The sequence below is a fragment of the Dehalococcoidia bacterium genome (genome assembly GCA_041649635.1).
GTDB lineage: Bacteria > Chloroflexota > Dehalococcoidia > E44-bin15 > E44-bin15 > JAYEHL01.
This window is the reverse complement of the sequence record JBAZMV010000003.1, coordinates 116,074-129,798: the sequence shown is the minus strand read 5'-3', so window position 1 is coordinate 129,798 and position 13,725 is coordinate 116,074. Positions and strand designations below refer to the sequence as shown.

Genomic DNA, 13,725 nt, shown 5'->3' with positions numbered 1-13,725 from the left:
AGCGTCTCGAGGCTGAACCCCCTGTATCCCCCGGTCTCGGGGGAAGTGTGGATTCGGGGGACACCCCCAAGTCCCCCGTCAGGAGACCCTGTCTCCTGTACCTCTGTGAGCAGCTAACCTTTCTTTGAGAGAGCTATACAGGATTCAGATGCTCCGTGAAAATGTCAGTTCCCCCCTCTTTATTGAAGATTGGATAGCTGTGGAGCGACTTCGACCAGGGTGTGCAGAGGGTTTTCCCTCTGCCGGGGTATTAGGGGTGTCCCCTAATCTAACAAATGTCCCCCAAAGTATGGGGGACTACAGGGGGTTTGGTAAAAGCACAACTCCTTAACTTGCCATCGAATCGTATTTAAACTAAAATCCAGAAGGGGTTTTTAACTCTCGATACTAAACGGACTGGAGTAACTGATAGTGCAGATAAAACTGGGATTCTACGGAGCGGCGCGCAACGTCACCGGCTCGAAATATTACTTAGAAGCCAACGGCAATAAATTTCTCGTCGACTGCGGCATGTATCAGGAGCGTTTCCTCAAGGACAGGAACTGGGAGCCGTTCCCTTTTTCGCCCGACGGCATCGACGCGGTTTTGCTTACCCACGCCCATATCGATCACTGCGGCATTCTGCCCAGGCTGGTGCGTGACGGCTTTAAAGGCCGCATATACTGCACCGACGCCACCGCGGAGATCGCCAAGATAATGCTCGCCGACTCCGCGCGATTGCAGGAAGAGGATGCGCTGAGCAAGCAGAGAAGGCATGAACGGGAGGGCCGCAAGGGACCGCATCCGGAGGTGCCGCTCTACACGTTGCATGATGCTGAGGCCTGCTATCCAATGTTCTATCCTGTTCCGTACGGTAAAACGCTGCGTCTGGCCGACGGCGTGGAGGCTGCCTTTCACGACGCGGGGCACGTTCTCGGCTCGGCGATGATCATGTTCGATATAAGCCGTAACGGAGAGAGCAGGAAGATACTGTTCTCGGGCGATGTGGGCCGCCACGATAAACCGATACTAAAAGACCCCACATATTTCGACGAAGCGGATTACATAATCGTCGAATCGACGTACGGCAACAGGCTGCACGAGGACGGGGACAAGATCGCCGAAGAGCTTGCGGATATAATCAACTCCACGGTCGAGGCCGGCGGCAACATCATTGTGCCGAGCTTCGCCCTGGAGCGGTCGCAGGAGATACTCTACTACATGAACGAGCTTTTGGCGGCCGACCGCATACCGCATATCATGGTGTTCTTTGACAGCCCGATGGCTGTGAGCATCACGGGTATTTTTGAGGACCACCTGCATCTTTTCGACAAAGAGGCTAAGGCGCTGATCAAGAGCGGCAAATCCCCATTCGATTTTCCGGGGCTTAACAGGGTCAGGACAACGGACGAGTCGAAGGCGATAAACCGGATATCCGGCAGCATCATGATAATAGCCGGCTCCGGCATGTGTAACGGCGGCAGGGTCAAGCACCACCTGGTGAGCAACATATCGCGGCGTGAGAGCACGATACTGTTCGTCGGCTACCAGGCGGTGGGCACGCTGGGACGGCAGATCGTCGACGGCTCAAAGGTGGTTCGAATCCTGGGTCAGAAGTACAAGGTCAAGGCCAGGATCGTTCAGGTGAACGGCTTCTCGGCGCATGCAGACAGGGACGAGCTACTGCGCTGGCTGTCGGCTGTGAAGAACAGGCCCAGGGGGGTATTTGTAACGCATGGGGAGGAGGAGGCTGCCATGAGTTTTGCCGGGTCGATTAAGGACAAGATGGGGTGGAACGTCTCGGTGCCGCAGTATCAGGATGAGGTTGTTCTCGATTAATCGCTCGCGTTTCGGGCGCGATGCCGCTACGATATCCGCGCCAGGGCCTTTTTACCCATGATCTCCTGTTTGAGGTACCAGTTCTGAACCGTCTGCGCAACCTCTTCCGGATTATCGCTCACGCGCAGCAGGTTGAAGTCCTTCTCGTAGATCATCCCTTTCGGCAGGACGATATTTTTAAACCAGGTTAACAATCCTTCCCAGTACGTCGAATTGAACAGAATCACCGGGAATGGCTTTATCTTGTGGGTCTGCATCAGGGTCAGCACCTCTGTCAGCTCGTCCATCGTTCCCAGACCGCCCGGCATTATCACGAAGGCGGTGGCGTATTTCACCAGCATGACCTTGCGCACGAAGAAGTGATGGAAGGTCAGCGTCTTTGTAGCGTATTTGTTGGCCGACTGTTCCTCGGGCAGTTCGATGTTGAGTCCCACCGACGTTACCCCGGCCCTGGCCGCCCCTTTGTTGGCCGCCTCCATCACGCCGGGACCGCCGCCGGTGATGATAGAAAACCCCATATTCCCCAGCCTGAAAGCTATATCTTCGGTATCCCTGTATACGTCGTCGTCCGGTTTCACCCGTGCCGAGCCGTAGACGCTCACGGCCGGTTCCACGCCGGAAAGCCTGTCGAATCCCTCGACCATCTCGCCCATGATGCGGAACATGCGCCAGGATTCTTCTTTGGCCATCTCGTTGATTTCATATCCGTTCGGCATACAGCAGCTCCTATAAAGTTTGTAAGATTGTACCACATTCGACAAGGGGGCAGACAATCGATTTGAATCAACCCCCTTCTGATACCCTTGAAAGGGGGAAACAGCATCCGAACCCCCTGTTAGTCCCCCATACGTTGAGGGACATGTATATTAATTTAGGGGACACCCCTAAAACCCCGGCCCCGATATATCGGGGCGCCTCTTTCTTGAGGGGAGAGGCTAGGTGAGGGTGATTACCTTTTCTTGCCGCTACGGTACGATGGCGGAGCGGGTAACCAGGCCCTTGTCCTGCTCCTCGAATGCCTTGTTGATGTCGTCGAGTTTGTACGTCTTACCCAGCAGCTTGTCGAACGGGTGTTTGTTCCTGGTGCGGCTCAGGAAATCGATGGCCTTCTTCAGCGTATCGCGTCCGTAGAACACCACGCCGTAGATCGTCTTGGAGCCCATCACCAGCGACGACGGGTCGATGGTGGCCATCTTGCCCGGGCTTATGTTTCCGACTTCCAGGAAGCGCCCCGTATTGCTCAGCATGCTCAGCCCCTCCGGCACCGCGGAAGGAAAGCCTACGAGTTCCGCAACCACGTCCGCCCCGCGATAGCCGGTCAGCTCAAGCACCCGCTGCACACGGGCTTCCGGCGTCTTGTGTTCTCGCATATCCACGATATCATCGGCGCCGAAGGCCTTGGCCAGCTCAATACGGTCGGGAATGCCGTCGACGACTATTACTTTGTGCGCACCCATGTCTTTGGCTACAGCAGTCGTGTAGAGTCCCAGACCGCCGGCGCCCTGTATGACTATAGTCTCGCCTAAGCCGAACCTTACTTTTTCGAGTCCGTAGATGACCTCGGACAGGGCGCAGTTCACCGGGGCCACCGTCTCGTCGGTCAGTTCGTCCGGCACCTTGATCACGGTCTGATTGGGCTTGAGGTAGTAGTACTCCGCATAAGCGCCGGTAAAGTGCGGCGGGGAATCGACGGGGAAGATAAAAAGCTGGTTCATGGAACAGGCGGCGTCCTGGCCCTTGAGGCACGCCGGGCAGCGCCCGCACGGATTGAAGTATCGGTAGACCACCCTGTCGCCCACCGCCAGCGGCTGGCCCGCCGAGTCGGTGGAGACGCCCTCTCCCAGCTTGACCACCTTGCCCGTCATCTCGTGGCCGATGATCGAGGGCATGGGCAGACCCAGCCCGGCCAGGTCGATGTCGCCGCGCCACATGTGCAGGTCCGAGCCGCATATCGTGGCCATCGTAATCTTGAGCAGTATGGCGCCGGGTTCGGGGTCGGGCACAGGGTATTCCTTTATCTCGAACGGTTTACCCAGTCCGTGGTAGATCGCTGCGCGTCCCATTTCAGCCATTATAGTGCCTCCTCATTTTCCGTGGTCGGTGTATTTGGTGTCGACGGTGGTAATCAATCATTCTACTATATTTTTTACAGCCTGTGGTAAATGGTTCGTAAATGAGAATAAGTCCGGTCGGATTATTTGTCAGGTTTGGACGAATCCCGGGGACTTTATCGCGACGGCCGGCTGAAGCGCTCGTTGAAGATGTGTTCCTTGACCACGGAGCGGATCGCGGCAAGCGCCGGGGTTTCCGGCAAGTCGAGAAGTGATTTTCCGGTCAGGTCGTGGTAAGCAACCTTTTCGTCCTGCGGCACGTAGCCCAGCACCTCGATGCCTATGTCCGCCGCCGCTTTGCCCAGCACGTCCTCGTTGCCGCTCACGCGATTGAAGACTATGCCAAGCTTCTCGCACTTGATAACACGCTCGCGGCTCACCAGCTCCTTGATCTGGGCGGCGGTCTTGAGGCCGCGGGAGGTGGCGTCGCTCACGATTATGAGCGTATCCACGCGCCCAACTACCTGGCGGTTTATCTGTTCCAGGCCGGCTTCACCGTCGATAAGAATCGTGTCGAAGCTTTTGGAGAGGGTGGCTATGGTGTCCTTGAGTATGCTGTTGACGGGGCAGTAGCAGCCCAGCGTCTCGGTGCGCCCCATGGCCAGCAGCGCAAAGTTGTTGGTTTCGTGAAGGGCCTCAAAGGCCATGTAATCTACCTGGCTGGCGATCGTCCGCTTCTCTTCATCCTTGCCGCCCCTGGCGGTCTTGATTATCTGCTCGCGGATCTGCCCCATGGTGCGCTTGATGTCTATGCCCAGCGCGATCGGCAGCCCCATGGCCGGGTCGGCGTCTATCAGCAGCAGCTTGCCGGCGCGCCCGCTGTCGATAAGGACCTTGGTCACCATGGCTGTGAACGCGGTCTTGCCGGTCCCCCCCTTGCCGCACACGGCTACCAGCCTCTTCTTCATGTCGTTTGTCTCGGCCATATCAAGCTCCCGCGGTTAATTGGTCAATCTTCGGATTCGGAACCGCCGTTCGACTTCTTTGTAACCTTGCGCACGTTGACGATGTCCTTTATATCATCGCATACCGTTCGATCCGGACACGCGTCGCAATCAAATGTCGAAAAGCACTCTATATCGTAGCCCTTCGATTTCCAGACATCTTTGGTTACGTTCTTCGATATCTCGCGTACCTGCTCGCTCAGGTCCTCAAGCGGCCGCAGGTCCTCTTTGCCGGATGTCACGAAAAGTATCTCGATCGCCTCGACCTCGGGAATCGAGGATTTGTATACGGCCATGAGCGCCCTGCCCAGCGTCTCGAAGGAGAAACCCTTCGCGGCGGCGTCGTTGCTGATCCGGCTCCAGGCGTGGCGCGACATGCTCTTCAGCATGTATCCTTCTATCTGGTCCGAGACATACTGGGTGCCTTCCAGAACCTCGTGCTTGTCCCCGCCGAGCTTTTTGCCTGCGACGATTATAACCTGTCCGAAGGGCAGGCTGGCACCTTTGGATTCGGGGATGTCCGGCCCCGCCAGCGTTACCCGGCCGCTTTTCACCAGCGAAGGATCATCAGTCCAGAGGAGGAAGGACACGGAGCCGATCTCCGGGTTGCCCAGCTCTACGAACGTGTCGCCGCGCAGGATCAGGTCCGCCCCCGCCTTGGGGCCCACGCGTACCGGCATTCCACTGAGAAGGTCGCCGACCGATTCCGGGCAGTCGATTTCCCTGAGCTTCCCGCCTTTGCGCCTTAGCTCCGCCGAGTATTGGGATACTTTCGTTATATAAGGGTTAAACAGGGACATAAATCGTATCCAGTCCTACAGTACTCGCTAATGATGAATTCTGGCCTGCCCCCGCATGTCTCTGTGAAGGCAGACCAGAATGAAACACTAATTATCTTAGCGTTAGGTTCAGGCTTTTCCCCCTACCTCTTGATGCTGTTGAACCTTCTCCGCGGCGATTACCGCCGCTCCCAGCGCCCCCGCTATCTGCGGGTCATGAGGCAGATGTACTACTTTTACGCCCAGCTTTTCTTCAAGCGCTTTGGCTAGGCCCTCGTTCTTGGCGCAGCCTCCGGTTAAAGCTACGTCTTCGACGAGGCCTACCTTCCTGACCATCGAGGCCAGTCTCGAAGCAACCGAATGGTGTATGCCTGCGGATATATCGGTAAGCTCCCGCCCTTCGTTGACCAGAGTTACAACCTCGGATTCTGCGAACACGCTGCACTGGCTGGAGATGACGGCAGGGTCCTTTCCTTCCAGAGCCAGCTTTGAAAGCCCTTCAAGGTCGACTTGAAGAGCACGCGCCATCGCCTCGAAAAAGCGTCCGGTGCCGGCGGCGCACCTGTCGTTCATGACGAACTCAAGGACTTTGCCGTTCTCGTCGATAGACATCACCTTGCAGTCCTGCCCGCCGATGTCAACGACCGTCCTGACGGACGGGCTCAGCCAGTTCGCGCCGCGGGCGTGGCAGCTTATCTCCGAGATATTCTCCTTGGCGAAAGGTACTTTCAGCCGGCCGTACCCTGTTCCTACAATGTAATCCATCTCATCCATTGTTTTCAGGCCGACCTTGCCCATGGCTTCTTCCATAGCCATCTTGGCCGTTACCTCGGGCTTGGTTGTAGAAGAGACAATGCTGTAAGCAGCGATCTGCCCGTCCTTCATTATGACAGCCTTGCCCGTAGTAGAGCCTATGTCACAACCACCAACAATCATTGTTTTCCTTTCAGTTTCTAAATATACGAATCTTCAGCGTATATTTTTAGTGTATACTATTTTTTCTGACCCAGTCCAGAGGCCTCGAAGAATTTGGAAATCCTATCCTTGACCTCGTCTATGGCCGTGTACCTCTTGTCGAACAGGTCCAGGCCGATGGACAGGAACGGCACGCCTATCTCGCGGCATTTCTCTCTCATCATGCCGATGCTGGCGTTTCCGTCCTTGTGTCCCATGTGGCCCGGCCAGATGACGCAGTCGATCTTGTAATCTTTAACTATGCGCTCGATGTCCGCCAGGAAGTTGTCCGCTACGCCGCGTGCCTGCCTAATCATGGGCACCTGTGTTAGGGACCTCTTTGCCAGGTCGCGGAACATCGTAGTTTCGTTCGTGGTATCTATCGGCTCGTAAGGGGTGTAGCCGAACATGTTCATTACGATGTTTACGCCCCACTCCGATTCCAGCCACGGGCTGATGTCGAACTGCCACAGTATGGGCAGGATGTCGAACCAGAGCGCCCTGATGCGCTCGCCGGCGGCCATGCCCTGCTTGGCCTTCACGCGCTTCTCCGCGTTGGCCACAACCTTCTTGAACCAGTCCACGGCCTCGATCTTGCCGGGATAGTAGTAGCAGGCCAGCGCGAAGCATTGCGGCGGGCCGATGGTCCAGTCGTGCGGGCACGGCACGGCTTTCCTCAGCTCATTGTACTCGGCCCACAGCGCATACGTCTGGTTAGATATCTTGCATACCTCGCGCAGGCGGTCTATATCCAGCTTCTTGCCTGTGCACTGAGTTACAAAGTCGACCATGCGCTTGGTCTCTTCGCCGTAGTATTTGTAGGTTCGTTCGTCCTCCCAGTACGGCGAGTCCGCGCCGAATACCGGCACGTCATGCCATGATTTGCTCTTTGCAATTGCCTGGTGGATAACTACCGTGCCGTCGCAGGGGTGGAGCAGGGCGATGAGCCCGGCCGGCTTGGGGGTGAGGTCTTTAGCCACGTAGAACATGGCCAGCCTCAGAACCGTGCAGAAATCGGTGGGCACGCCCATCTTCTCTGTTTCGTCCGTATCCGAAGCCAGGAAGGGGGACGACACTCCAAGGAACGGCGTCTGGAGGAAAATCCACCAGGGCACGTCCATCGCGGTGAAAATCTCGGGGCAGTTGGCGAAATAGGCGGCTATGAAAGGTATGTCGTTCTCGGCGCAGTTCATAATCTCGTCGTATTTGTCCATGACCGTCTTAAGAACAAAGCGGTTGATATCCGCTTCCTCGGACGGATCCATTCCGAGCATATCCACCAAGCCCTGGAGCAGGGCCTTATCACCCCTCAACCGTTCCAGCTGTTTATCCAGTCTTGCCTGATCAACCTTGCTCATGTCTTACCTCCCCATGCTTTCTATAAACGCCTGTATGCGGGTCCTCACCTGGCCGGCGCCGGCCATGAGGTATTCTCTATCCAGTTTCAGTAGAGGGACGTTTACTTCTTTTAAATCGTCGCTCAGCATATAGAGTTCGCCGGCCCACAGGTCACAGAATACAAGTCGTTCACCTACAACGCCGTCGACCTTGAACTCCTTTATTAAGTCCTTGACGAGCTGGGCGCGCCGCGCCTGGTCCCCGAACATGCGCGGGCAGGCCGGGCGATCGGCTATATAATACTTGGCAAGTGCAGCGATGGGGTCTTTCATTTTCTCATCGATGTTTGCCCTGAAATTCTTGAGGCCGAAGCAAAGAACATCTGTTACTACCAGCCCTCCGGTGCTTTCTATTATTTTGAGGTACTCAGGGTCATCGAGTATGCCGCCTATGACCAGCAGCCGGGCTTTGGCTTTGCCTACGCCCTCGCTCTTGCTGAGGTCGGCGATGAGCTCCTTGAGCATGGGGTTATACTGCTTCAGCGGCATGGCAGTTCCGGCAACCATTACTGCCAGTGTATCTGCGCCGGTAATGGGTGGATTATCCTTCTTTCTGAGTTCGTAGAGCTCGCGCTGAAGGTGACGCGTCTCATTGTGCAACTTTATTGCCTCTTGCAGCTTATCATCGGTGATCTTTACATTGAACTTGTCCTCGATAGCTTTTTGCACTATCTTCAGTTCGTCGTAATACCATTGGATCGATGGGTCTGAGATTTTCTTGGGCAGGCTCATCATCTGTACAAGGGGGGTCTTTATCTTGCGTCTCCAGTTGTCATAAATCCTGCGCACGTGATCGCAGTTGTTGAGCACGATGAGGCCGTCAAGAAAGTCATAGTCTCCGGCAAGTCCCATATTAAGGGCGTTGCGGCAGAAACTGCAGTTTATGCTGCTGAGGTAGGCGTCCGAGAGGTCGGTTCCCTTGCTGCCTGTAGCCCTGATGCGGAAGGGGATCATGCCGGCGGCTGTGATTATTTCTGCCGGCCCATAGCCGCAGAAATAGCCAATTACCTTTGTTCCTTTCTCCTTCTCTTTTTTGAGCGCCGGGTTCAAGAGGGTTTTGCTTGCTTCGTGAAACTCCTGTAATACCCGAGACTTGGTTTTTGTCTCCAATTTACCCGCTCCTTTCCAGTTGCTAAGCAACTTCCCTTTATTTACTTATTAGCCAGTTGATTTCCAAAACTCTTTAGTTGCCATTCAGCGAAGCTGAGAATCGCACAAAAAAATAGAGTGTTATCTAACATAAGACATGAATTTGAAATTATGTGGGTATATAGTGACATGATATATGAGATGCGACTCTTGACGGCACTCTACCTGAATTAATACAACTACTCATGTTTATGTCTGATTACATTTCTTTGAACATTAAGAGGATAAATTGAAACACCCATGATGACAATAGACGAAAGAGGGGAAAAAGCCTAGTCTAAAGTCTAGTTTCAGGTTCTACCTCTCGATTAGCTGTTCCCGCATAGCAAGGGCTACAGCTTCGGTTCGGCTGGCGACACCCAGTTTGCGGAGGATGTTGCTGACATGGAATCTCACCGTGGCCGGGCTGAGAACAAGTTTCTCGGCTATCTTCGGATTGCTCAGGCCTTCCGCCATGAAGGCCAGCACCTGTCCCTCGCTTGCCGTGAGCTTATAATCCTTTTGCCTCAAGGCCTTTCTGTCCATACCGAACGCATCTATAAGCTCCTGTTCCCGTTCGGTGATGTCACGCAGGTTTACCACCACGCCGTTCACCTCGGGGATGTGCACCATGCTGTGCGCCGTGGCCTCGATCACCCGGCCGCCTCTTCCTTCTTTTCCCAGGGTGCGGCCGATGAGTCTCATGGTTTCGCCGGGGCTCTGCGCCAGTTGTTGAAGCATATTTGCCACTCGTGACAGGTCGTCGGGGTGAACTATTCCCAGCGGGTCCCTGCCCACCAGGGAATCTCCTTCGAAGCCGAACATATGTGACGCGGACAGGCTCTCGTACAGAAGCTCCATGTCCTTGTTCAATACCAGTATGGCATCCTGAGAGTTGTCGATGAGCGCGTGGAAGAACGCCATCTGCTCCTTTTCCCCCCGCTCTTTGCGGGCGCGCGTGAGTTCCACCTCCAATTCGGCGACCCTCTGATACAACCTGATTAATGCCGACACGGGTTGCTCATTCCCGTCTCTCAGGCTGCGTATAAGCTTGATCACAGCAGGATTTACATGGTCCAGAAATTGGGTGGGGACTTTTTTTGCAAGACCGAAGAGTTCATCCGCATCCGTATCCAGGGCATTGGCCAGGGCTGTAATCGTTTTACCCCGTGGCGGATGCATAGCTCCATTTTCTATCTTGCTTAAATATGTGAAGCTAATACCGACCCTGCTCGCCAGCTCGCGCTGGGAGAGCCCCTTGTCTTTTCTTAATTCCCTCAACCTTTGTCCGAAGGTCATACAATCCACCAGTATCGAAGCTTTTTGAAGACTCTTTAAGGGTATAAAATGTTGAGTTGATTGTCAAGTTCAACTATTTCTTCAACCCAGCATGGAGTGATTTCAAGGTTCGGGAAAATAGTCGAATAGCTGGAATGAAACATGAAACCGAGAACGAGAGGATTCTAGATGTCTGCGATACCAGGTTCGAAAGGTCAGTTTTTACTTAATAAAATATCAGAAAGCTTTCTTGCAGTTCGGACATATGAAGTGGGTCGAGAACCAGTGTCCTTCGGTCCGTTTGTTATCGGGTATCATCTCCTGTACCACGCTTTCAGAGCATACTGGACATGAGAACAGTACGGAAAGGCCTATCTCCTGCTCCAAACGGGCCGCATCAAGCTTTCTCTCCTTGACCGACAGTTTATAGGTTTTAATATTCCTGGTGGATTCGCCGGCTTGCTGATCGTCCCTGGTAAGTATTTCATTTATCTTGACCAGTATCTCGCGGGGCGAGTAGAAACCCTTTACCAGATAATCGGTGGCGCCCAGCCTCAAGCCTTTTTTAACGTTTTCCTGTTCTCCAACAACGGTTAAGATAATCACGGGGACATCCTTTGTGGTCGCATCGGCGCGGATGTTCTTGAGAACCTCGAAGCCGTGCAGCCTGGGCAAAGCCAGGTCGAGCAAAACTACATCCGGCAACTCGGCCCTGGTCATGAGCCAGCCGCTTTCCCCGTCTTCGGCCGTGAGCACATTATAGCCATCGCTTTCGAGAAGGTCCTTAAATATATTTCTAAAGGCAGCCTCGTCTTCAACAATTAAAACCTTGCCTTTTATTCCTTTGTTGTTCATCGGTCTCCTCCTAAGGCGATTATATTATCGATAAAATCATTATTCTTTATATAACGGAACCGTCAATATGAAAGTGCTGCCTTTTCCTATAGTTGATGAAGCGATTATATCGCCATTCTGCGCTTTCATGAAGCCTTTTGCTATATATAGGCCCAAACCCGCACCGCCGCCGGCCACAGGCCCGCCGCTGAGTATCTTCTGCCGTTTGAAAAGCTCTTGCAGCACCTCATCCGACATACCCGGTCCCGTGTCCATTACTTCCACGATGCCGTATTCTTCATCATGGCTGACTTTAATCGTGATAGATCCCTTGTCGGTAAACTTAGTGCAATTATTAACGATGTTGGCCAAAGCCTCGACGCTCTTGTCCCTGTCTGCAAGTACGACTATGTCCTGGTTGTTCGCGCCCTCGGTCTTAAGCGCCAGTCCCTTCTCCTCGATCTTGCCATAGTAATCTTTGATTACGGTGCTGACTATATCGTTCAATTTAGTCGGGCCCAGGTCTATAGAAAGCATGCCGCGTTCAATCATCGATGTATTCAGGAGGTCGGAGATCAGCCTGTAGTTCCTCAGACACAGCACCCGCATATCGGAGAGATAGCGCTTCTGCTTTTCGTTCAGTTCTCCGGTCAACCCGTCGAGCATGTTCTCGACGTAGCCTCTTATACCCGCTACCGGTGTTTTCAACTGGTGAGACACAAGTGCCACAAAATCGCTTTTGGCCTGGTCCATTTTTTTACGGGCGGTTATATCTCTTATCACACATATGAATCCGGTCGGGTTCCCTGCGCCGTCGCGTGATACAGTGGCGCTGATCTCTCCCTCGAACTCATTGCCATTCTTATCTACCATGGTGAATTCTCTGGTATAGCCTTCCCCCTTTTCCAGGGCTTCCAATAACGATAGTTTCGCCTCTTCGCGGTTTTTTTCCGCGATGAATGATAACCCGTCCAGTCCAACAACTTCCTCTTTGCTGTTGAACCCGAACATCCGCACTCCGGCCATGTTCTCTTCGATGGCCTTCCCGCTAAGATCGGTAACCACAATGCCATCTCCGATGGACTCGAACGTGAACCGTAATTTTTCTTCCGACGTCCGCAGCAGATTCTCCATTCGTTTCCGGTCGGTGATGTCATGTATGATCGTTACGAATCCAGCCATATTGCCATCGGCGTCGTGAAGGGTGCTTATGCCAACCTCGGCGTCGAATTCCTCACCAAGCTTGCTGCGCAGTTTGAAGTCGCCCCAGTCGATAGGACGGCCCTGCACCGCCTCGTTCATCGGCTGCATCGCTTTTTCGATATCTTCCGCGGTGATGAAATCAAGCGCGTTTTTCCCTATCATGTCTTCTTTGGTCGGATATCCGGCTAAGCGCCTTGCCGCTTCGTTGACCTGCAGCATATTTATTTTCAAGTCGGTAACAACTATACCGTCCTTTATCGAATCAAAGACTATCTTCAACTTTTCTTCCGATTCCCGGAGAGCCTGCTCGGCGTGTTTCAGGTCCGTTACGTCCAGGGCGATTGCCAGAATAGCCCGTTTCGCTTTGTACTTAATGGATACTACTTTCTCCAGTACCCATACGATGTCCCCATTACTTTTGAGGAGCCTGAACTCGTGGAGGGCTTTGACCTGTCCCTTAAGGCTTGCGATAACCTCTTCTATGACCCGTTCTCTGTCTTCCGGATGTATGTAATCGGCGGTGGGTTTTCCCATGAGTTCCTGACTGGTATATCCCAGCATCTCTTCGAAGATAGGGTTCAAGTACTGGAACGTGCCGTCTTGTACTATGCTCACACCGGTTACCGCATTCTCAAGCGTTATACGCGACATCTCGCGGGATTCACGCATCTTTTGTGTATTAATCAAGGCTTCATCGTAGAGCCGCAGACTATCTATCGCTATTGCGGACTGAATGGACAGAATCCACAGAGGCTGTTCATCGGCTTCAGGGATATCATCGCGACGGGTGAAGGCCAGGATGTTACCCAGAAGGCATTGTCTCATTGTGAGCGGCACGGAGATCATGGTCCTAGCGCCAAGCATCTTCTGTACAGCAGCATATTCAGGGGGAGGTTGGGGTTCGGATGTGACTTCTTGGCTATCCTGTTCACTGTCCGGATTAGTATCCGATAGATCTACATTTTCCTGGATTTGGGCAGCTATTAGCATTTGTTTTACGGATATTTCCGCCTCTTTTGCCAACTCCAGGCCTGGTTTACTGAAGAAGGCTGTCTCTGCCTGTGCGTTTTTGTCCACATCGAATATTATTACGAAGGCGTGGTCATATTCCAGAATGTTAACGACGGTTTCAGCAATTTTAGGGAGTATGTCTTTTATAGACATTGTGCTATGAATGTTCGTATATGCTCTTTGCAGTGCGAGGAATTGATTGAGCCTCGCCTCCGCGTCGGGAAGCTTTTTGGTTGGCTGTTTCTTCGTCTCGTCCTTATCCATAAAA

11 protein-coding genes are annotated in these 13,725 nt (G+C 53.6%); 1 reads left to right on the top strand and 10 read right to left on the bottom strand.

What is annotated here, in order from left to right:
• Positions 1 to 411: 411 nt before the first annotated feature.
• A complete protein-coding gene (locus WC562_05940; protein MFA5055700.1) occupies positions 412 to 1,818 on the top strand; it encodes an MBL fold metallo-hydrolase in 1,407 nt (468 codons plus the stop codon).
• Between the two features lie 26 nt (positions 1,819 to 1,844).
• Here WC562_05940 and WC562_05935 read toward each other — a convergent pair whose 3' ends face one another.
• The 10 genes from WC562_05935 to WC562_05890 form a co-directional block, all read right to left on the bottom strand.
• Positions 1,845 to 2,534: a TIGR00730 family Rossman fold protein gene (locus WC562_05935; GenBank protein MFA5055699.1), complete on the bottom strand. Its 690-nt coding sequence runs from the start codon at positions 2,532 to 2,534 to the stop codon at positions 1,845 to 1,847.
• A 249-nt stretch (positions 2,535 to 2,783) separates the two neighbouring features.
• Complete coding sequence (locus WC562_05930; protein ID MFA5055698.1) at positions 2,784 to 3,890, bottom strand: zinc-binding dehydrogenase; 1,107 nt, start codon at positions 3,888 to 3,890, stop codon at positions 2,784 to 2,786.
• Between the two features lie 155 nt (positions 3,891 to 4,045).
• The gene (locus WC562_05925) at positions 4,046 to 4,855 is read right to left on the bottom strand and encodes an AAA family ATPase (GenBank protein ID MFA5055697.1); all 810 of its coding nucleotides are present in this window, start codon (positions 4,853 to 4,855) and stop codon (positions 4,046 to 4,048) included.
• A gap of 23 nt (positions 4,856 to 4,878) precedes the next feature.
• Positions 4,879 to 5,673 carry a carbon monoxide dehydrogenase gene (locus tag WC562_05920; protein MFA5055696.1) on the bottom strand — a complete coding sequence of 265 codons (795 nt, stop codon included), beginning with the start codon at positions 5,671 to 5,673 and terminating at the stop codon, positions 4,879 to 4,881.
• A gap of 108 nt (positions 5,674 to 5,781) precedes the next feature.
• Entirely contained in the window at positions 5,782 to 6,588 is an 807-nt protein-coding gene (locus tag WC562_05915; GenBank protein ID MFA5055695.1) for an acyl-CoA dehydratase activase, read from the bottom strand.
• A gap of 56 nt (positions 6,589 to 6,644) precedes the next feature.
• Positions 6,645 to 7,964 carry a 2-hydroxyacyl-CoA dehydratase family protein gene (locus tag WC562_05910; protein ID MFA5055694.1) on the bottom strand — a complete coding sequence of 440 codons (1,320 nt, stop codon included), beginning with the start codon at positions 7,962 to 7,964 and terminating at the stop codon, positions 6,645 to 6,647.
• A 3-nt stretch (positions 7,965 to 7,967) separates the two neighbouring features.
• Positions 7,968 to 9,113, bottom strand: coding sequence for a 2-hydroxyacyl-CoA dehydratase family protein (locus WC562_05905; GenBank protein ID MFA5055693.1), 1,146 nt, complete (start codon positions 9,111 to 9,113; stop codon positions 7,968 to 7,970).
• Between the two features lie 336 nt (positions 9,114 to 9,449).
• Positions 9,450 to 10,430: a LuxR C-terminal-related transcriptional regulator gene (locus WC562_05900; protein ID MFA5055692.1), complete on the bottom strand. Its 981-nt coding sequence runs from the start codon at positions 10,428 to 10,430 to the stop codon at positions 9,450 to 9,452.
• Positions 10,431 to 10,646: 216 nt separating this feature from the next.
• Positions 10,647 to 11,264, bottom strand: coding sequence for a response regulator transcription factor (locus tag WC562_05895; GenBank protein ID MFA5055691.1), 618 nt, complete (start codon positions 11,262 to 11,264; stop codon positions 10,647 to 10,649).
• 39 nt (positions 11,265 to 11,303) lie between these two features.
• Positions 11,304 to 13,721: a PAS domain S-box protein gene (locus WC562_05890; GenBank protein ID MFA5055690.1), complete on the bottom strand. Its 2,418-nt coding sequence runs from the start codon at positions 13,719 to 13,721 to the stop codon at positions 11,304 to 11,306.
• Positions 13,722 to 13,725: the final 4 nt, after the last annotated feature.

What these genes read in the sequence shown, in the direction of transcription:
- WC562_05935 (MFA5055699.1), bottom strand. Translation starts at nt 2,534, where the DNA reads ATGCCGAACGGATATGAAATCAACGAGATGGCCAAAGAAGAATCCTGG.
- WC562_05895 (MFA5055691.1), bottom strand. Translation starts at nt 11,264, where the DNA reads ATGAACAACAAAGGAATAAAAGGCAAGGTTTTAATTGTTGAAGACGAG.
- WC562_05890 (MFA5055690.1), bottom strand. Translation starts at nt 13,721, where the DNA reads ATGGATAAGGACGAGACGAAGAAACAGCCAACCAAAAAGCTTCCCGAC.
- WC562_05930 (MFA5055698.1), bottom strand. Translation starts at nt 3,890, where the DNA reads ATGGCTGAAATGGGACGCGCAGCGATCTACCACGGACTGGGTAAACCG.
- WC562_05900 (MFA5055692.1), bottom strand. Translation starts at nt 10,430, where the DNA reads ATGACCTTCGGACAAAGGTTGAGGGAATTAAGAAAAGACAAGGGGCTC.
- WC562_05910 (MFA5055694.1), bottom strand. Translation starts at nt 7,964, where the DNA reads ATGAGCAAGGTTGATCAGGCAAGACTGGATAAACAGCTGGAACGGTTG.
- WC562_05925 (MFA5055697.1), bottom strand. Translation starts at nt 4,855, where the DNA reads ATGGCCGAGACAAACGACATGAAGAAGAGGCTGGTAGCCGTGTGCGGC.
- WC562_05915 (MFA5055695.1), bottom strand. Translation starts at nt 6,588, where the DNA reads ATGATTGTTGGTGGTTGTGACATAGGCTCTACTACGGGCAAGGCTGTC.
- WC562_05920 (MFA5055696.1), bottom strand. Translation starts at nt 5,673, where the DNA reads ATGTCCCTGTTTAACCCTTATATAACGAAAGTATCCCAATACTCGGCG.